The organism is Streptococcus sp. SCPM-O-B-15277 (M60), from assembly GCF_058200335.1.
This window is the reverse complement of sequence record NZ_JBYQGR010000001.1, coordinates 641298-659218: the sequence shown is the minus strand read 5'-3', so window position 1 is coordinate 659218 and position 17921 is coordinate 641298. Positions and strand designations below refer to the sequence as shown.

The window sequence follows — 17921 nt, the reverse complement described above, 5'->3', positions numbered from 1 at the left end:
TGACTCCTTTTAAGATAAATTATTATTTGATAACTGTGTAATAAGTGTGTCGAAATCATCCGGCAGTGGGCATTCTAGCTCTAACTGTTCTTCTAAGAATGGATGATAGAACGATAAGTAATGGCAATGAAGCGCTTGACGCTCTATGCCGTGGTCTAAACTTCCACCATAAAGGTCATCTCCGAGCAATGGAAATCCAATATGCGAGAAATGAACCCGAATCTGGTGGGTTCTTCCAGTGTGTAGACGTATATCAACTAAGTGAATATTCCCATAAGATGCCACGATTTGATAGGAAGTATGCGCATATTTCCCACCTTTTGCGACCCGTCTAGTGATGATGGAATCTTCATCTCGAGCTATTGGTGCTATGATTTCTCCCTGAGGTTCCAGATACCCATTTCCCTTGACTAAAGCGAAATACCGCTTTTCAATTGCTTTTTTTTGCAACTGCTTGTCTAATCTGGCGTGTGCATAGCCATGTTTAGCAAAAAGCATCAAACCAGAGGTATCTCGATCAAGCCGAGTCACGATATGAACCTGTTGATTCTCATAATTCTGATTTACATAATAACCCTTTATAAAGTTTGCAATCGTATTGGAATGATTGACGCTAGGTATTGACGCAACCCCAAAAGGTTTGTTTATAACCAAGAAGTGATCATCTTCAAAGAGAATCTCTAGAGGATAATCAATTGCTTCCAGAGTCTCAAAACCCTCCTCTGGAGGAATGTCAATGACAACTTCATCTCCAATATCTAGAAGATAGGTTGCATTCTGCGGATGTCCATTCACTCGAATATCACCGCCTCGAAACTTAATCTTGGCAAGTAAACCTTTAGAAACTTCATGTCTTTTCAGAAAAGTTTTGACCTTGACATGTTCGTCGGCAATAAACTGAAACCTCATTCGTCCACCTCACCAATAAAGGCATCTTTGACACGATTCCAAAAACTGGTGTGGCTCGGCGTGGCTACAAAATGAATCTTGTGGTGATCAATCTGATACTCTATTTTCTCAATATTTCGGAAAGAATAAATACTATTATCGATTGAGATTGTGTGATAGTCATTTCGAGTCGGTATCAATTCAATCTTGTCTTTTTTAGGAACAATAATTGATGAACCAAGTGTGCGGTAGATTCGGTTGTTCAAACTAGCAATTTCAGCTAATTGCAAGGCTTCTATAGTCGGATGAAGGACTGCTCCACCGAGGGATTTATTATATGCAGTACTTCCAGTCGGCGTTGAAACTGTTAGGCCATCACCACGAAAGCGTTCGAAGGGAACATGGTTAATAATGACATCAGCAACCATAGTTCGATCCGCTCGACGAATGCTAGCTTCATTTAATGCTCGGAAAGACTTGACTTCACCATTTTCGAGAAATATTTTGACACTTAAGAGTGGATAAGAAACTTGAGCTCCATTATCCAACTGTAAATTTGTAACCAATTGGTCCAACTCAAAATCACGATAATCCGTATAAAAACCTAAATGTCCTGTATGAACCCCAACAAAACGAACCTTATCCAGTTGGTTTTCATACTTATGAAAAGCAGACAACAACATCCCATCTCCACCAATAGAGACAACGATATCTGGATTTTTATCATTTAGGATAAAATTATTCTTTTTTAATCGTTCTTTTAATTCGAATAGAACTTTCTGACTCTGAGGCTTACGGTTGGCAATTAGGTCAATTCGTTTACCTATATTCTTCATCGGTATCGTCACTGTTTCCTACCCCGTCATTTAATTTTCTGTGCAAAGGATCAAAGAGCGCTTGTGCTTCCTGAATATCAGCACGTATTTTACTCATTTCTTCGTCTAGCTGATGTGAAATTCTGGCTGTAATTTCAAGTCGTTCCTTGATTTCCTCTGGGAAATCTCCTTGATATTTATAATTGAGAGAATGCTCGATTGTAGCCCAAAAGTTCATAGCCAAGGTACGAATTTGAATCTCAACTAGAATGGTTTTTGCACCGTAAATGGTATCAACCGTATACTCAATAATCACATGGTAAGAACGATAACCCGATGCCTTTCGATGAGTAATATAATCACGTTCTTGAACAACTCTCATATCCTGTCTTTTACGAAGAATAGAAACAACCTCGTTTACGTCGTCTACGAATTGAACCATGACACGTAAACCTGCAATATCTTGCAAATCTTGTTCGAGTGTATCGTAGCCAATACCCCGGCGTGCCATTTTTTCTTTGATACTTTCAATCGGTTTCACCCGACCTGTGACAAACTCAATGGGAGAATGGCGGTTTTGTTTTCTATATTGTTTTCGAATTCCTCGGAGTTTTATTTTTAGCTCTCCGACAGCTTGAATGTAAGGATCTAAAAATTCTTCCCATTCTGTAATCATATAACTATTACATCCAATTCTTTAAGCAGTTTCATTCATCTAGTTTTTGATTTTCTCATGAAAATCATATACAATAAATACAATGCTTATTATACCATAAATCGCTTTCAAATATAAAGAAAAGGTTGTAAAAATGAAACATTTAGAAATAGAAATGAAAACACTTCTCAGTGAAGAAGAATATAATCGATTGCTAGCTCAATTTTCAGAAGTCACTCCTGTTACACAAAAAAATTACTACCTAGATACGCCTGATTTTTACCTTCGCCAACATAAAATCGCTATGCGCATTCGTACGTTTGATACAAGCGCCGAACTGACTATTAAGATTCCTCAAGAAGTCGGAAATATGGAATACAACCAATCCCTTACTCTTGAGGAAGCTAAATATTGTCTTGAAAATTGTAAACTTCCTCAGGGGATGATTCTAGAAGAATTAACTAGCCGTGGACTTTCATCAAGTGGTTGGGTGGTTTTAGGTTGCCTAACTACTGTTCGTTACGAAAAAGAAACAGCTATTGGACTCATGGCGCTTGATCAAAGCAACTACTTCGATATTGTAGATCATGAACTAGAGCTAGAAGTTGAAAATGGTGACCAAGGAAGTCTTGATTTTCAGGAGTTTTTACAGGTAAATGAGATCCAATACAAGAAAGCACCTTCAAAATTAGTGAGATTTATAGAAAATATGAAAAATAACTGAAATAATCTTCTTTTTTTGATAAAATAGAAGAGATAAAAAATAATAGAATCTGTGAAAGAAAACACTTTCCTTTAAAAATGTTTTTTCACCGATTTACTTAGTTTATAGAGGACGGTTTATCAATGTCAGATACAAAAAATATGAAGCTTTTTTCTCTTTCATCCAATCATGAAATAGCTCAAAAGATTGCAGATGCTGCAGGTGTTCCACTAGGAAAATTATCATCACGACAATTCTCCGATGGTGAAATCCAGGTTAATATCGAAGAAAGTGTTCGTGGATATGATGTTTATATCATCCAATCAACAAGCTACCCTGTAAATAACCACTTGATGGAACTATTAATCATGGTTGATGCCTGTGTTCGTGCTAGTGCAAATACCATTAACGTTGTGCTTCCATACTTTGGTTATGCTCGTCAAGACCGTATTGCTTCTTCTCGAGAACCTCTTACGGCTAAACTTGTTGCAAATATGTTAGTAAAAGCTGGGGTTAGCCGTGTATTGACACTGGACCTTCATGCTGTTCAGGTACAAGGTTTCTTTGATATTCCTGTAGATAACCTCTATACAATTCCGCTATTTGCAAAACACTACATTGATAAAGGTTTAACTGGTCCAGATGTGGTTGTTGTTAGCCCTAAAAACTCAGGTGTAAAACGTGCTCGTAGCCTTGCTGAATACCTTGATGCTCCGATTGCTATCATTGACTATGCTCAAGATGATTCTGAACGTAGCCAAGGTTACATTATCGGAGAGGTTGAAGGCAAGAAAGCAATCTTAATCGATGACATTCTTAATACAGGCCGTACTTTCTCTGAAGCTGCTAAAATTTTGGAACGCGATGGTGCTACTGAAATTTACGCGGTATCCAGCCATGGATTGTTCGTCAACGGTGCTGCAGAGTTGTTGGATACAGCTAATATCAAGGAAGTCTTGGTTACAGATTCTGTATTGACAGAAAGTAAAAAACCTAAGAATGTACAATATATTACCGCAAGCGAACTAATTGGTGATGCCATGGTTCGTATTCATGAAAGAAAACCAGTTAGTCCACTATTTAAATTTAAATAGAAATTAGGTGAGTTTTTGATTTATTTAGATAATGCTGCTACGACACCCATGTCATCTGCAGCTATCTCAGCAATGACTCAAGTCATGCAGGAGACTTATGGCAATCCTTCTAGCATTCATGGTCATGGGCGTCAAGCAGGAAAATTATTACGTGAAGCCCGTCAAGAGTTAGCAGGTTTATTAGGCACAAAGCCCCAACACATTTTCTTCACTTCTGGTGGTACAGAAAGTAATAATACAGCTATTATCGGCTACTGTCTTCGTCATCAAAATCGCGGAAAACACATTATTACTACTGCTATCGAGCATCACGCTGTACTTGAACCGATTGAATATCTTGTGGAAAATTTTGGGTTTGAAGTGACTATTTTAAAACCCGACAATCAAGAAATCACTGCAGATCAAGTCAAAAATGCACTGCGTGAAGATACTATTCTCGTTTCAACTATGTATGTTAACAATGAAACAGGTACTCTTTTACCAATCGCTGAAATTGGTCAGATTTTAAAAGTCCATTCAGCTGCTTATCATGTAGATGCTGTTCAAGCTGTCGGGAAGCTAGAAATTCTTCCTGAAGAACTAGGAATAGATTTCCTCAGTGCTTCTGCTCATAAATTTCACGGTCCAAAGGGTATCGGTTTCCTATACGCTGCTTCTACAGATTTTGATTCTTACCTACATGGTGGAGATCAAGAACAGAAAAAAAGAGCAGGGACAGAAAACCTTCCCGCAATTATAGGTATGGTTGCAGCTCTTAAGGACGATATAGATCATCTAGAGACTAACTTTAATAAAGTTCAAAAACTACAGAAAGTTTTTCTAACTGAAATGGCTGGATCAACCTATTATCTCAATCAAGGTAAAGAGCAACTCCCTTATGTCCTAAATATCGGATTTCCGGGACAACGCAACGATCTACTACTACTTCGTTTAGATCTTGAAGGTATTTCTATTTCAACAGGTTCTGCTTGTACAGCTGGTGTTGTTCAGGTCAGTCATGTTCTTCAAGCCTTCTACGGAGAAGAATCCCCTCGCTTACACGAGTCTGTACGCGTCAGCATTTCACCTCAAAATACTGAACAAGAAATGATAACTCTTGCTAAAACTCTTAAAAATATCATCGGAGGATAAACTTAATGGCATTTGAACAAACGATTAAACTTAAAAATTGTCGTTATGAATACACACTTAGTCCAACTGTAAAAAAATTTACGCTTAAGGATAATACTTTTTTTGAAACTAAAGTTGGTAACTATGAATTAACGCGTCTACTTGAAAAAGTTCCAAATAGCGGTGAAGGATTCCAACTTAAGATTATCATCAACAAAGACTTAACTGGTGTAAAAATCAATATCACTGATAAATTTGGTCTACGTTTGGTTGATATCTTTAAATCAGAAGAAACTCATATCCACCAAGAGAAATTCTACTTTTTGATGGATAGCCTAGTTGAACGTGGCGTATTTACAAAAAGTGAAAGATAGAAGGTCATTATGTTTCGATTAACTTATAAAGATGCCTATCAAGTAGAGCGAGTGCAAGAATATGAAGACTATGAAGCTCTTATGCTCTCTCTATCGGGTTGTGTAACTCTCCCTGATACTACTCATATTACTTCATTAACACATGATGGAGTTGAAATCTATCAAGGACTCCTAGGTAACCTCTACCGCTTTTTAAGGACTTACCACGAAACCAAGATAAACTAAGATTTTTTCTTAGTTTTTTTTCGTTATTGTTGCAATTTTCACAAGCTTTCTATAAAATAGTAGATAGAAAGGTTGTGATTTTGTGAAAGAAAAACAGTCTGCTATTCCTAAAGCAACAGCAAAGAGACTTTCTCTCTATTACCGTATTTTTAAAAGATTTAATGCCGAGAAAATTGAAAGAGCTAATTCCAAACAAATTGCAGAAGCAATTGGAATTGATTCTGCCACTGTTCGTCGTGACTTCTCTTACTTTGGCGAACTTGGACGTCGTGGATTTGGCTATGATGTCAAAAAGCTCATGAACTTTTTCGCTGATCTTTTAAATGATAATTCTATTACCAATGTTATGCTTGTGGGTATTGGAAATATGGGACATGCCCTCCTCCACTACCGCTTTCATGAGCGCAACAAAATGAAAATTATCATGGCTTTTGACCTAGATGATCATCCAGAGGTTGGTACCAAAACACCCGACGGTGTTCCAATCTATGGAATCTCTCAAATAAAGGACAAAATTAAGGATAGTGATGTTAAAACTGCTATTCTTACTGTTCCTAGTGTTAAATCTCAAGAAGTTGCGGAACTTTTGGTTAATGCTGGTATCAAAGGTATCCTCAGTTTTTCTCCTGTTCACCTACATCTTCCTAAAGACGTAGTTGTTCAGTATGTCGATCTTACTAGCGAACTTCAAACCCTCCTCTATTTCATGCGAAAAGAGGATTAGAAAGCGAATTGATTTATGAAAAAACCAGTTATTGGGATTACAGGAAATGAAACCCCGCATCCAGATGATGATCTTATGATGAGTTATGCTGCCAAAGGCTTTGTTGAAGGAGTTAAGGAAGCTGGAGGTATCCCCATTATCCTACCAATTGGTGATGAAGAAATGGCTGGTTACTACATCAGCCTAATTGATAAACTCATACTAACAGGTGGGCAAAATGTTGACCCAAAATTCTATGGTGAACCTAAATCTATCGATAGTGATGACTACCATCTTCAAAGAGACATTTTTGAACTAGCACTCATCAAAGAGGCCATCAAACAAAAGAAACCGATTTTCTCTGTCTGTCGTGGCACTCAACTCTTTAATGTAGCTATGGGGGGATCTCTCTATCAAGAGATTGAGGATCATTGGCAAGATACTTCTGCTGAGTATACAACTCAGAGACTGGTTACTGAACCGGATACGATTCTCCGAGAAATATATGGGGAAATTTCTCATATCAACTCTTTTCATCATCAAAGTATTAAGGATCTAGCTCCGAATCTAAAGGTTGTAGCTCACGATCCTAAAGATGGTATTATCGAAGCTGTTACAACTACAGACGGCTTCCCTTATCTTGGTGTTCAATGGCATCCAGAATTCCTTTTTGAAAATCGTCCTAAGGATAAAGAACTCTTTAACTATGTTGTGAATAAATTGTAAAACCTGTATCATATACAGGTTTTTTATATCATATCCGTCTTCTCACGATAACTAAAATAATCAGAATGAGAGACAATTAAATGGTCCAATAAGACCAATCCCATTAATTCGCAGGCTTCTTTAACAAGCTTTGTAACATGGTCATCATTGGGGCTAGGAACTACTGCTCCTGATGGATGATTATGAACCAGAATCACAGATGTTGCCATATGCTTCAAAGCGTAGTGGAGAATTTCCCTGGGTTCAGCAATGCTTCTCGTGGCAGACCCGATAAAAATAGTCTGCTGGTGAATGATTTGATTTTGAGTATTCAGATAGAGCGCCACTAGGTGCTCTTGTTTTTTATCTCCAAGCTCAGACTGCATCTTTTTAGCTAATTTACGACTGCTAAGAATACTCTCCATTTCCACTGTTTCCCTTTTATGGATACGGTAGCCTAATTCAATAACGGCTTGTAATTCGATAGCCTTAACACGTCCAATACCCGATAGAGTCTGCAATTCCTGTAGACTCATTCTTTTGAGGTCAGTTAAACATGTCATCTGATTTAAGACCTTCTGTGCTATTTCAAAAACATTGGCCTGTTTTGTGCCTGTCCTTAGTAATATTGCCAGTAATTCTTGGTTGCTGAGCGCTTCTACTCCTTCTTTTACTAATCTCTCTCTTGGTAAAAGTGAATCTTCTTGAAATGAAATACTATACATAAAAATCCTCCTCACTTTATTATTCGTGAGAAGGATGCTTAATTAGATAAAAACTAGATATTTTTAGATTTTTTCAAGTGCAAGACGCAAATCTTCAATCAAATCATCGACATTTTCTAGTCCAATTGATAGACGGATTTGATTTTTAGTTACTCCTGCTGCTTCTAGATCAGAGTCAGACAATTGAGAATGAGTTGTAGTTGCTGGATGAACGACCAATGATTTGGCATCTGCTACGTTTGCAAGGTTTGAAAAGATTTCTAAGCTATCAATCACCTTACGAGCTTCTGCTTCTCCGCCTTTAACGTAGAAGGTAAAGATTGAACCAACACCTTTTGGTAAATATTTCTCCGCCAAAGCATGATATGGACTATCTGGAAGTTTTGGATAGTTAACTTTTTCAACCTTTGGATGGTTCACCAGGAAATCAACGATTTTCTCAGCATTTTGAACATGACGTTCAACACGGAGAGATAGTGTTTCAAGACCTTGTAGGAGCAAGAATGAGTTAAATGGTGAAAGGGCAGCTCCCATATCGCGAAGCAATTGCACGCGAGCAGCAACGATAAAGGCTGCAGCACCAACATCACGAGTATAACTGATATTGTGGTAACTTGGATCTTCTTCGACTAATTGAGGGAATTTCCCTGAAGCTGCCCAGTCAAACTTCCCACTATCAACGATAACACCACCAATAGTTGTACCGTGACCACCGATAAATTTAGTAGCTGAGTGAACTGCAATGTCTACACCATGAGAAAAGACATTGATAAGATATGGTGTTGCAAAAGTATTGTCTGCAACTAAAGGAATCTGGTATTTATGAGCAATTTCAGCAATTTTTTCGATATCTGGAATATTGATAACTGGATTACCCAAGGTTTCAATCAAGACAAGTTTAGTATTGTCTTTAATCGCTGCTTCTACTTCTTCTAGATTATCAATATCAACAAATGTCGTTGTGATTCCATAACGAGGAAGGGTTTCTTTCAAGAGGTTAAAGGTACCACCATAGATGGTTGACGCTGCAACGACGTGGTCTCCTGCGTGAGCTAGAGCTAAAATTGTGTAGGTAATAGCTGCCATACCTGACGCAGTTGCAAGAGCACCTACACCACCTTCAAGGGCAGCGATGCGCTCTTCAAAGGCTGATGTTGTTGGATTGGTAATACGAGTATAAATATTTCCAGCTTTTTGAAGAGCAAAAAGATCTGCACCTTCTTGTGTATCTTCAAATACAAAAGATGTTGTTTGGTAAATTGGAACAGCACGAGACTTGGTAGTAGCATCTACCACTTGACCTGCATGCAATTGCAGAGTTTCAAATTTAAATTCACGAGTCATATTTAGACCTCCAAAGATTTCATTAGGTTCATTGTATCACCTATTTCACTAGGTTACAAATACAACTTTGTTATATCTTGGCATAAGAAATAGCTATGGCTATTATTAGAATTGTAGAACTTTTTTCAGATAGTTTAAAAAGTTTGTATTCACTTCCTCTTTACTTTATAATGGACAGGAAGGAGAAAACTATGTCAGAAATTACACATGAAATCGATGCAAACTTTGCTGGACGTTTAAATATCTTGCGTGCTGGTGTACTGGGAGCAAATGATGGAATCATCTCTATCGCTGGAGTTGTTATCGGGGTAGCGAGTGCTACAACTAATATCTGGATTATCTTCCTCTCAGGATTAGCCGCAATTCTTGCTGGTGCCTTTTCTATGGCTGGTGGCGAGTATGTATCCGTATCTACTCAAAAAGACACGGAGGAAGCCGCTGTAGCTCGAGAACAACTACTTTTGGATAAAGATATGGATGCTGCCAAGAAATCCCTCTATGCATCTTATCTACAAAATGGTGAGTGTGAAACTTCAGCTCAGCTCTTAACCAACAAGGCATTTCTTAAAAACCCTCTCAAAGCCTTAGTTGAGGAAAAGTACGGAATCGAGTATGAGGAATTCACTAATCCCTGGCATGCTGCTGCATCTAGCTTTATTGCCTTCGTACTTGGTAGCCTGCCACCAATGCTTTCGATTATTATTTTCCCAAGCGAATACAGAATCCCTGCTACTGTCTTTATCGTAGCGATTTCTCTATTAGTTACTGGCTATACCAGTGCTAAACTTGGAAAAGCCCCAACAAAAACAGCCATGATTCGTAACCTCTGTATCGGTTTGTTGACCATGGGGGTTACCTACCTATTTGGACAGTTGTTTAGTATTTAAAAAAGATACCGCTCGGTATCTTTTTTACTTATCAAAATGTTAAGATTAAAAACTAATTACCAAAACCAACCTTCGTCATCTTTGATTGGTTCAGCTTCTTTTATTTTGCGTGGTCCTGTTCCGTACATTTCTGCTTCGATATCCTCCTTGGTTGGCAAGATAGAGGCTAGGATGATGTAGATGATGATTCCAAGTCCGAAGTTTGCGATTGTAAAGATCGCAAAAATGAAGCGTACAAGAGTAACATCAAGATCCCATTTATCAGATAGTCCAGCAAGTACACCTGATATCATACGATTTCGTCTCATTTTATAAAATTTTGTATTCATGATTTCTACCTCTTTCGCTATTCTTGAAATCAGTATAACATGAACCAAAAGTACTTGCATCAGTCCTTAGGCGTATTTTGCAAAATCAGTTTGCCACGACAAAGGCCGCATCGATAACGTTTGGTATCCATTCGTCGCTTTCGTTGATAAGTTTGACTACAAGTTTGACAAGTATAGACTAGAACTGGTCTTTGACTGACACTTGATAAGGGAGGAACAAAGCGGAGCCCATCTACTTCTTTTAACAGATTTTTAAAGGCTAAATCTTTATGTTTATAGCCCTTGCCCTCATAGTATAGATGATAATGACAGAGTTCGTGACGAACAATTTTCCGAAAAACCTCTAAACCAAGTTCTTGATAGACTTTGGGATTAAAATCCAAATGCCCATCCTTTGGAAAGAAGCGCCCACCTGTCGACCGTAGGCGAGTATTCCATTGAGCTTGGTGTTTGAAAGGTTTTCCAAAGTCTTCTAAAGAAACTTGTCGAACGTAATTAGTTAGATTCATCTGGGGCAAGGAGCGACAGATTTACTTTTTCACGTTGGACATCGATTTTATTAACCCAAACGGTTACCAAATCACCAACTGAAACGACTTGACTCGGATGCTTGATGAATTTCTTGCTCATATGAGAGATATGAATCAGGCCATCCTCATGAATACCAATGTCCACAAAGGCACCGAAGTCAACGACATTGCGAACAACTCCTTCAAGTTTTTGCCCAACTTTTAAATCCTTGATATCCAAGACATCCTGACGAAGGACTGGAGCATCAAAAGAATCACGGAAATCACGACCTGGTTTGAGAAGGTCTGCAACAATATCTTTAAGAGTTTCTTGACCGAGGTCTAACTCTTGTGCCATTTCCTTGATTGAAATAGATTTGAGTTTGGCTTGTGCTTCTTCATTTAACTCTTTAATGTCCAAACGTTTGAAGAGTTCCTTAACAGCAGCATAGTTTTCTGGGTGAACACCTGTATTATCAAGGATATTGCTACTTTCAGGGATACGGAGGAAACCTGCAGCCTGCTCAAAAGCTTTAGCACCTAAACGAGGAACTTTCTTAATTTGGGCGCGTGAAGTGATTTTACCTTCTTCTTCGCGATACTTAACGATATTCTCAGAGATCGTTTTGTTAAGACCAGCTACGTGTGAAAGTAAGGCTGGACTAGCCGTATTAATATTAACGCCGACTTGGTTAACAACTGTATCCACAACAAAGTCAAGACTTTCAGACAGTTTCTTTTGACTAACATCGTGCTGATATTGACCAACACCGATGGATTTGGGATCAATTTTAACCAATTCAGCAAGGGGGTCTTGCAAGCGACGAGCAATAGAAATAGCAGATCGTTTCTCAACAGTTAACTCTGGAAACTCTTGACGGGCAACTTCACTAGCTGAGTAGACAGATGCCCCGCTCTCATTTACAATAACATAGCTGACCTCAGGAAAATCTTTAAGTACTTCAGCGACAAAGGCTTCACTCTCACGACTAGCAGTACCATTACCGATAGCAATGATTTCAACACCATATTGGCCAATCAAATCAGCCAAATCACGCTTAGCTTCTTCAATCTGACGAGCCGAAGCTGGTTTGACTGGATAAATGACTTGCGTTGTCAACATCTTCCCAGTCGCATCTACAACAGCAAGCTTAGCCCCTGTACGAAAGGCTGGGTCAAAACCGAGAACCACACGCCCTTTAAGCGGTGCTACAAGAAGGAGATTACGAAGGTTTTCTGAAAACAGTTGAATAGCTCCTTCTTCTGCCTTTTCTGTCAATTCAGTGCGAATACGACGCTCGATAGCTGGCAATACTTTTTTCTTAACAGATTGTTGAATCACTTCGTCTATATAAGCATTCTTAACCTTAAAACGAGCAGCAAAGAAGGCTTGAATACGATCAACTGCATGCTCAAATCCAATCTTTAAAATGCCTAGCTTCTCACCACGATTAAGGGCAAGCGTACGGTAACCCTGCATATTGGCAACTTTTTCTGAGAAATCGTAATAAATCTGAAAGACTTGCTTTTCATCCAAACTTTCGTCCTTGACTTGGGAAGTAATCATAGAATGTCTAAGGACCTCTTGATAAGTCATTGAACGCAAGTTGACATCTTCAGATAGAGCTTCAACCAAGATATCAACTGCACCTGCTAAAGCCTCTTGAGGTGTAGCAAATCCTTCACAGACAAATGATTCTGCTTCTTTTTCTAGGTCAGAAACATTTTGTAAGATTAAGCGAGCAAGTGGAAAAAGTCCAGCCTCACGCGCAATGGTTGCCTTGGTGCGACGTTTTTCCTTATAAGGAAGATAGAGTTCTTCTACATCAGCTAGTTTTTCAGCTGCTAAAATAGCTTCTTCTAACTCCTTAGTTAGCTTGCCTTGTTCTTTGATTTTGGCTAAGACAGCTTCTTTACGATCATTAAGAGCAGTTAGACTTTTATCAAGGTCTATAATAGCCTTAATGGCCACTTCATCCAAGCTACCAGTCATGTCTTTCCGATAACGAGCGATAAAAGGAATAGTTGCTCCTTCAGCTGTCAAAGATAAGACAGTATCAATTTGTTTTAAGGTTACACCCAAATCTTGGGAAATTTTTTCATATTTTTTATCCATGAAACTATTATACCATAAGGAAGAAAGCTTGTTTTCATTAATTTGTTGCTTTCATTCAACTTTATAAAGATAAAAGCCATGTTTATTTTAAAATCCAAACATTTCTTAGAAATAATAGTATAATAGTGTTAACTAAAAGAATCGAGGTATGCCTTATGGCTGTTAAATTTACAAAAACTGATGACTTAGATAAGATGTTCGAAGAATTCGCTAAACTCCCTGATTTAAAGCAAGTAACATTTCCAGATGACAAAGAAAAGAAAGATAAGGCAGAAAAGAAAAAATAGATGACACTCTTTCAAAGTTTACCTTCTAGTGTGCTACAAGCTGGCGCAATTTTTCTTTCAATTATCATTGAAGCTTTACCCTTTGTCTTAATTGGTAGTATCATCTCTGGTGCCATTGAAGTCTATGTCACACCTGAGAAGGTTTATAAATTTCTCCCTAAAAATCGCTTGGGGAGAATCTTTTTTGGTAGCTTCATCGGTTTTCTCTTTCCCTCTTGTGAGTGTGGAATAGTTCCGATCATCAATCGCTTTTTAGAAAAGAAGGTTCCTAGCTACACAGCGGTACCTTTTCTAGTAACGGCTCCTATCATCAATCCCATCGTACTTTTTGCGACTTATTCAGCCTTTGGTAATTCATTTAAAATGGTCTTACTCCGCGCTTTGGGCGCGATTCTTGTTGCTACTATATTGGGTATCTTTCTTGGATTTTTCTGGGAAGAATCGATTCAAAAAGAAAATAGAATCTCTTGCCATGAGCATGATTTTTCTCACTTAAGTAAAAGTCAAAAAATCCTTCAGGTCTTCATCCAAGCTATTGATGAGTTCTTCGATATGGGGCGTTACTTGGTTTTTGGCTGTATTTTTGCTAGCATAGTCCAAGTCTATGTACCAACTCGGATCCTGACTTCTATCAGCGCAACACCTCTACTTGCAATCGTTCTCTTGATGGTCTTATCCTTCCTTCTATCACTTTGTAGTGAAGCGGATGCCTTTATTGGCTCTTCGTTGCTCTCTAGTTTCGGATTTTCGCCAGTCCTTGCCTTTCTGGTTATTGGACCAATGCTTGATGTCAAAAATCTACTCATGATGAAGAATTATCTCAAAACGCGATTTATTTGGCAGTTTATGACAATTGTGACTCTTGTTGTTCTTATCTATTCTTACCTAGTCGGGGTCATCCTATGATACGCTTTCTCATTTTATTTGGTTATTTCTCTTTGACTCTTTATCTACATATTTCAGGTAAGCTCAATCAATATCTAAACCTCCACTACTCATATCTGGCTTATATCACTATGTTTTTATCTTTGTTACTAGCCATTGTTCAAGCCTATATTTGCTTCAAGCGTTTGAAAGAACATAGTCACTTGCATAGTTTTTCAGCCAAGCTTGCTAGTTTTGCCCTCTTAAGTTTGCCCTTGCTAGTTGGATTTACTTTTCCAACTGTCACTCTGGATTCACAAACAGTATCGGCAAAAGGTTATTATTTCCCGCTGTCTGAAGGGATTGATAAGGCCATTCAGGAAAGAGAAGGCATTAGCAGTCAGTATCTCAAACCAGATACAAGTAGGTTTTATTCAAAGTCCTCTTATGAAAATATTGTTAGGAAAACTGCTGATAAATACTTATCTCAATCTAGTATAGTTATCAATGATGAAAATTACCTGGAAGTTATGGAAGCTATCTACGATTTTCCAAACGAATTTGAAGGCAAGGTAATCGAGTTTATTGGCTTTGTCTACAACGATCCAAATCATACAAATAGTCAATTTGTTTTTCGCTTTGGTATTATGCACTGTATCGCTGATTCAGGAGTTTTTGGCCTTTTGACTACAGGAAACACCAATCAGTACGAAAATAACACTTGGGTCAGAGTCAAAGGCAAGATTAGGAATCACTATCACAAAGAACTCAACCAAGTCCTCCCAACCCTTGAAGTCCAGTCCTTCATCAAAGTAGACAAACCCGAAAATACTTATGTTTACAAAGAATTTTAAAAAGTAGCCTTAGCGGGCTACTTTTTCTTGTTTAGTAAGTTTTTAACTTCTCGGGCTCCGACCTGATCGCCAGCTTTTTCAAAAAGTTCGATAGCTTGTAAAAAATTCTCTTGCGATTTTTCTGAATTTTCAGCGGAATAAATCTCACCTAAACCTCTATAGGAACAGGCTTGAGCTATCAGATCATCTGTTTGTAATGCTTGCTTTAAGGACTGTTCCATATACATGATTGCTTTTGCTATTTCCCCTAGTTTTAATCGTAAATAACCTTGCTCATAATTATTGACGGAATATTTGAGTGCATCCTCTGAAAAAGAATCTTCAATAACTTCTCGCTCTTTTTCTATATAGCTAAGGGCTGTTTGAAAATCATTCATTTCACGATAGACCATGGCTAACTGGTGATATCCTATATGTTCATTTTCTTTATCTTGACTTGATATTGCTATTTCAAGATATTTTTGATAAATCAGTAAAGCTTCTTGATAGTCTTTTTCAAAGAGCTTGATATAACCCAGCAAATTGAGAAGGCTGTAATCCTTGCAAGTTTCTAACGAGAACGTTTCTGAGACTAATTTCTTGGCCTCTTCAATCTTCCCCTCAAACAATAATTCCCAGGCTTGATTCATGCTTATTCTCCTCTAACTTATGTTGTATAGAAATCAATTGACAAATCACTATCAGACTCGTATTTTTTCCAAGCTAAACTGAAGCCATAATAGTCTTCAAATTCTGGATGCCAGTCATAATAAAGTGGGATACGACTAAATTTTCTTGCAACAACTTCGTCTTCAAATTCTGGAGACTCTCCTGCGGTAATTCCAAATTGAAGACCATTCAATTCCCAAGTATTTCCCCAAACATTTTCATCTGATAGAACGTCAATCCAACGAGAGGCATCAATATCAAAATCTGCACATAACTCTAGAGTAAAGAATTTTCTATAGTTTACTTTGGCGGGTTTAATATAAAAGGCACCGTCAACCTGATACTTTTTATCTCTGGCTTGCATCTGTGAAACTTTCATAGGAATAGGAACTCCATTTAACTCTAACCAAAAGTGCCCCAAGGGATTTTTGATTCCATTGTAGATTTGTTTAGAGTCAACTCTCACTTTTTTCAAGCAAGCATCTAAAATCCTCCCATGTTTAACTATATTTGCACAAACTATTGTAGAAGTCAGTGGATCAAAATCTGTATACCTCCGTATAACCCTTTTTAACTTTTCTAGCGGGAAGGTGATATCCTTTGGTAGCGCATGATATTTTAGTACAACCAGAGCTGTTTTTTCAATATTTTCCTTCCCAGTTGGGACAATCACAGCATGCCCGACATGAATAGTTGGATCATCGCAGATATAAGTATAACCATTTCCACCTTCTTGAAACTCAACAACTACGAGATTCAACTCTTGAACAGGATCGAAAAGTGGTTCAGCTTTTGCATTGGTCTGGCGCTCATAAAATGTGAAACAATCTTTATCATTCTCTTCACCAAAGACCATAAAACTACCACAATTTGGGCATTTCCACATATAAAAGGAAGCCTCTGAAATGTCTTCATAAGAAATTCTATCATGTTCATCAGTATTGTTAAAAATTTCTTCAAACAACTCATCCGAGTATACCGAATAAGCATTTGGATCAGGGGCTTTGTGGTCGTTCATTGCTTGACCACATCTACAAGTCCATTTTCCCATATCTAACCTCAGTCACGACTTAATTCTTCAAGGAAAAATTGATTGAGAGCTTTCCAATCTCTCTTATCCTTCTTACACTATGTTCATTTTATCAGATTTCTATTACTTTATCAAAAATTAATATAGTATATAAAGAAAAAGCCTCCAAGAGGCTTTTTGTCATTTCACGATATCTTTATACATATCTGGTCTTCTATCTCTAAAGAGACCCCAATTCAGGCGTTCATTTGCTCCTTTATCCAGGTCATAAGTGGTTAAGAGGATTGCTTCTTCTTGTCGTTCGGCTTGACTTAAAATAGCTCCTGTTTCATCGGTCATAAAGGATGAACCGTAGAAGTTTAGACTGGAACTTTGTCCCCCATTTTCTTCACAAGGAGTGACTTCTTCCAAACCATAACGATTGGCTGCGATAACTGGCACAATATTTGCTGCTGCATGTCCTTGCATAGTACGTTGCCAATGACCACAACTATCTGTATCCAAAATAGGCTCTGAACCAATGGCTGTTGGATAAAAGAGTAATTCTGCACCATTTAACGCAAGACAACGGGCAGTTTCAGGGAACCATTGATCCCAACAGATCCCGATACCAATCTTAGCATAGCGAGTGTCCAAGACCTTGAATCCAGTATTTCCAGGTGTGAAATAGAATTTCTCTTGGTAATAATGGTCATCTGGTATATGAGTTTTACGATAAACTCCTAATACTTCTCCATCCGCATCAATGACAGCAATGGAATTGTATAAGACATTACCATCTTTTTCAAAGAAACTGATCGGTAAAACGACCTTTAATTCCTTGGCAATCACTTTGAAATGCTGAATAGCCGTATTTTCTGTCACCGACTGGGCATACTGGTAGTAGTCATACTGACGCTCCTGACAGAAATAGGGACGTTCAAATAATTCAGGCAAGAGAATAATTTGGGCTCCTTGCTCAGCAGCTTGTCGAACTAGACGTTCAGCTGTTTGGATATTCGTTTCCACATCCTTAGCGCATTGCATCTGAATAGCTGCAACCGTTACATTTCTCAT

At 38.1% G+C, this 17921-nt stretch carries 22 protein-coding genes; 11 read left to right on the top strand and 11 right to left on the bottom strand.

Going from position 1 to position 17921, the window contains the following annotated elements; translation table 11 throughout:
• Positions 1-9: 9 nt before the first annotated feature.
• The 3 genes from AC3E9F_RS03335 to yjbM are packed head-to-tail and all read right to left on the bottom strand — an operon-like array spanning position 10 to position 2379.
• Entirely contained in the window at positions 10-909 is a 900-nt protein-coding gene (locus AC3E9F_RS03335; RefSeq protein ID WP_263393582.1) for an RluA family pseudouridine synthase, read from the bottom strand.
• The gene (locus AC3E9F_RS03330) at positions 906-1724 is read right to left on the bottom strand and encodes an NAD kinase (RefSeq protein ID WP_214261920.1); all 819 of its coding nucleotides are present in this window, start codon (positions 1722-1724) and stop codon (positions 906-908) included. Before AC3E9F_RS03330 ends, AC3E9F_RS03335 begins: the two co-directional genes overlap by 4 nt.
• A complete protein-coding gene (gene yjbM / locus AC3E9F_RS03325; RefSeq protein WP_036754017.1) occupies positions 1708-2379 on the bottom strand; it encodes a GTP diphosphokinase in 672 nt (223 codons plus the stop codon). The genes AC3E9F_RS03330 and yjbM overlap by 17 nt, the downstream gene beginning before the upstream one ends.
• Positions 2380-2512: 133 nt before the next feature.
• Between yjbM and AC3E9F_RS03320 the strand changes: the two genes are divergently transcribed.
• The 7 genes from AC3E9F_RS03320 to AC3E9F_RS03290 all read left to right on the top strand — a co-directional run bounded on the left by AC3E9F_RS03320 (position 2513) and on the right by AC3E9F_RS03290 (position 7293).
• Entirely contained in the window at positions 2513-3082 is a 570-nt protein-coding gene (locus tag AC3E9F_RS03320; RefSeq protein WP_263393583.1) for a CYTH domain-containing protein, read from the top strand.
• 122 nt (positions 3083-3204) lie between these two features.
• Positions 3205-4155 (top strand): ribose-phosphate diphosphokinase, encoded by a 951-nt coding sequence (locus tag AC3E9F_RS03315; RefSeq protein ID WP_263393584.1) that lies wholly within the window; start codon positions 3205-3207, stop codon positions 4153-4155.
• Between the two features lie 15 nt (positions 4156-4170).
• The gene (locus AC3E9F_RS03310; RefSeq protein WP_490672810.1) at positions 4171-5286 is read left to right on the top strand and encodes a cysteine desulfurase family protein; all 1116 of its coding nucleotides are present in this window, start codon (positions 4171-4173) and stop codon (positions 5284-5286) included.
• 5 nt (positions 5287-5291) lie between these two features.
• Positions 5292-5639 (top strand): DUF1831 domain-containing protein, encoded by a 348-nt coding sequence (locus tag AC3E9F_RS03305; protein WP_004252935.1) that lies wholly within the window; start codon positions 5292-5294, stop codon positions 5637-5639.
• Positions 5640-5648: 9 nt separating this feature from the next.
• A complete protein-coding gene (locus AC3E9F_RS03300; RefSeq protein ID WP_263393586.1) occupies positions 5649-5864 on the top strand; it encodes a DUF4649 family protein in 216 nt (71 codons plus the stop codon).
• Between the two features lie 82 nt (positions 5865-5946).
• A complete protein-coding gene (locus AC3E9F_RS03295; protein ID WP_049496213.1) occupies positions 5947-6588 on the top strand; it encodes a redox-sensing transcriptional repressor Rex in 642 nt (213 codons plus the stop codon).
• 15 nt (positions 6589-6603) lie between these two features.
• Complete coding sequence (locus AC3E9F_RS03290; protein WP_049496210.1) at positions 6604-7293, top strand: gamma-glutamyl-gamma-aminobutyrate hydrolase family protein; 690 nt, start codon at positions 6604-6606, stop codon at positions 7291-7293.
• Between the two features lie 23 nt (positions 7294-7316).
• On the opposite strand, the gene radC is transcribed toward AC3E9F_RS03290, so the two are convergent.
• Together radC and AC3E9F_RS03280 are read right to left on the bottom strand one after the other, a co-directional pair.
• On the bottom strand, positions 7317-7997 hold the full coding sequence (radC, locus tag AC3E9F_RS03285; RefSeq protein ID WP_490672809.1) for a RadC family protein: 681 nt from the start codon (positions 7995-7997) through the stop codon (positions 7317-7319).
• Between the two features lie 63 nt (positions 7998-8060).
• Positions 8061-9341, bottom strand: coding sequence for an O-acetylhomoserine aminocarboxypropyltransferase/cysteine synthase family protein (locus AC3E9F_RS03280; protein ID WP_490672808.1), 1281 nt, complete (start codon positions 9339-9341; stop codon positions 8061-8063).
• A 191-nt stretch (positions 9342-9532) separates the two neighbouring features.
• On the opposite strand from AC3E9F_RS03280, the gene AC3E9F_RS03275 reads away from it, so the two are divergent.
• On the top strand, positions 9533-10228 hold the full coding sequence (locus AC3E9F_RS03275; protein ID WP_490672807.1) for a VIT1/CCC1 transporter family protein: 696 nt from the start codon (positions 9533-9535) through the stop codon (positions 10226-10228).
• 56 nt (positions 10229-10284) lie between these two features.
• Here AC3E9F_RS03275 and AC3E9F_RS03270 read toward each other — a convergent pair whose 3' ends face one another.
• From AC3E9F_RS03270 to AC3E9F_RS03260, 3 genes are read right to left on the bottom strand one after another with little or no spacing between them, the layout of a single operon-like run.
• Complete coding sequence (locus AC3E9F_RS03270; RefSeq protein WP_414268221.1) at positions 10285-10557, bottom strand: PspC domain-containing protein; 273 nt, start codon at positions 10555-10557, stop codon at positions 10285-10287.
• 59 nt (positions 10558-10616) lie between these two features.
• Positions 10617-11066 (bottom strand): SprT family protein, encoded by a 450-nt coding sequence (locus AC3E9F_RS03265; RefSeq protein ID WP_263393590.1) that lies wholly within the window; start codon positions 11064-11066, stop codon positions 10617-10619.
• Positions 11053-13182 carry a Tex family protein gene (locus tag AC3E9F_RS03260; RefSeq protein ID WP_490672806.1) on the bottom strand — a complete coding sequence of 710 codons (2130 nt, stop codon included), beginning with the start codon at positions 13180-13182 and terminating at the stop codon, positions 11053-11055. Before AC3E9F_RS03260 ends, AC3E9F_RS03265 begins: the two co-directional genes overlap by 14 nt.
• Before the next feature lie 155 nt (positions 13183-13337).
• Here AC3E9F_RS03260 and AC3E9F_RS03255 point away from each other — a divergent pair, with 155 nt between their 5' ends.
• Genes AC3E9F_RS03255 through AC3E9F_RS03245 form a run of 3 tightly spaced genes read left to right on the top strand, consistent with a single transcriptional unit; the run spans position 13338 to position 15187 of the window.
• A complete protein-coding gene (locus AC3E9F_RS03255; protein ID WP_000268695.1) occupies positions 13338-13469 on the top strand; it encodes an SPJ_0845 family protein in 132 nt (43 codons plus the stop codon).
• Positions 13470-14375, top strand: coding sequence for a permease (locus AC3E9F_RS03250; RefSeq protein WP_490672805.1), 906 nt, complete (start codon positions 13470-13472; stop codon positions 14373-14375).
• Positions 14372-15187, top strand: a complete 816-nt coding sequence (locus tag AC3E9F_RS03245; RefSeq protein WP_263393594.1) for a TIGR03943 family putative permease subunit — start codon at positions 14372-14374, stop codon at positions 15185-15187. Before AC3E9F_RS03250 ends, AC3E9F_RS03245 begins: the two co-directional genes overlap by 4 nt.
• 17 nt (positions 15188-15204) lie before the next feature.
• Here the strand turns inward: AC3E9F_RS03245 and AC3E9F_RS03240 are convergent, their stop codons facing one another.
• From AC3E9F_RS03240 to aguB, 3 genes are all read right to left on the bottom strand, one after another.
• Positions 15205-15816: a tetratricopeptide repeat protein gene (locus AC3E9F_RS03240; RefSeq protein WP_263393595.1), complete on the bottom strand. Its 612-nt coding sequence runs from the start codon at positions 15814-15816 to the stop codon at positions 15205-15207.
• 17 nt (positions 15817-15833) lie between these two features.
• Positions 15834-16886, bottom strand: coding sequence for a DUF8617 domain-containing protein (locus tag AC3E9F_RS03235; protein ID WP_490672804.1), 1053 nt, complete (start codon positions 16884-16886; stop codon positions 15834-15836).
• Between the two features lie 159 nt (positions 16887-17045).
• Complete coding sequence (gene aguB, locus AC3E9F_RS03230) at positions 17046-17921, bottom strand: N-carbamoylputrescine amidase (protein WP_263393597.1); 876 nt, start codon at positions 17919-17921, stop codon at positions 17046-17048.

Coding starts and splice junctions, on each gene's coding strand:
- AC3E9F_RS03335 (WP_263393582.1), bottom strand. CDS start 909: ATGAGGTTTCAGTTTATTGCCGACGAACATGTCAAGGTCAAAACTTTT.
- AC3E9F_RS03330 (WP_214261920.1), bottom strand. CDS start 1,724: ATGAAGAATATAGGTAAACGAATTGACCTAATTGCCAACCGTAAGCCT.
- yjbM (WP_036754017.1), bottom strand. CDS start 2,379: ATGATTACAGAATGGGAAGAATTTTTAGATCCTTACATTCAAGCTGTC.
- AC3E9F_RS03320 (WP_263393583.1), top strand. CDS start 2,513: ATGAAACATTTAGAAATAGAAATGAAAACACTTCTCAGTGAAGAAGAA.
- AC3E9F_RS03315 (WP_263393584.1), top strand. CDS start 3,205: ATGTCAGATACAAAAAATATGAAGCTTTTTTCTCTTTCATCCAATCAT.
- AC3E9F_RS03305 (WP_004252935.1), top strand. CDS start 5,292: ATGGCATTTGAACAAACGATTAAACTTAAAAATTGTCGTTATGAATAC.
- AC3E9F_RS03300 (WP_263393586.1), top strand. CDS start 5,649: ATGTTTCGATTAACTTATAAAGATGCCTATCAAGTAGAGCGAGTGCAA.
- AC3E9F_RS03290 (WP_049496210.1), top strand. CDS start 6,604: ATGAAAAAACCAGTTATTGGGATTACAGGAAATGAAACCCCGCATCCA.
- radC (WP_490672809.1), bottom strand. CDS start 7,997: ATGTATAGTATTTCATTTCAAGAAGATTCACTTTTACCAAGAGAGAGA.
- AC3E9F_RS03280 (WP_490672808.1), bottom strand. CDS start 9,341: ATGACTCGTGAATTTAAATTTGAAACTCTGCAATTGCATGCAGGTCAA.
- AC3E9F_RS03275 (WP_490672807.1), top strand. CDS start 9,533: ATGTCAGAAATTACACATGAAATCGATGCAAACTTTGCTGGACGTTTA.
- AC3E9F_RS03270 (WP_414268221.1), bottom strand. CDS start 10,557: ATGAATACAAAATTTTATAAAATGAGACGAAATCGTATGATATCAGGT.
- AC3E9F_RS03265 (WP_263393590.1), bottom strand. CDS start 11,066: ATGAATCTAACTAATTACGTTCGACAAGTTTCTTTAGAAGACTTTGGA.
- AC3E9F_RS03260 (WP_490672806.1), bottom strand. CDS start 13,182: ATGGATAAAAAATATGAAAAAATTTCCCAAGATTTGGGTGTAACCTTA.
- AC3E9F_RS03255 (WP_000268695.1), top strand. CDS start 13,338: ATGGCTGTTAAATTTACAAAAACTGATGACTTAGATAAGATGTTCGAA.
- AC3E9F_RS03250 (WP_490672805.1), top strand. CDS start 13,470: ATGACACTCTTTCAAAGTTTACCTTCTAGTGTGCTACAAGCTGGCGCA.
- AC3E9F_RS03245 (WP_263393594.1), top strand. CDS start 14,372: ATGATACGCTTTCTCATTTTATTTGGTTATTTCTCTTTGACTCTTTAT.
- AC3E9F_RS03240 (WP_263393595.1), bottom strand. CDS start 15,816: ATGAATCAAGCCTGGGAATTATTGTTTGAGGGGAAGATTGAAGAGGCC.
- AC3E9F_RS03235 (WP_490672804.1), bottom strand. CDS start 16,886: ATGGGAAAATGGACTTGTAGATGTGGTCAAGCAATGAACGACCACAAA.
- aguB (WP_263393597.1), bottom strand. CDS start 17,921: ATGAGAAATGTAACGGTTGCAGCTATTCAGATGCAATGCGCTAAGGAT.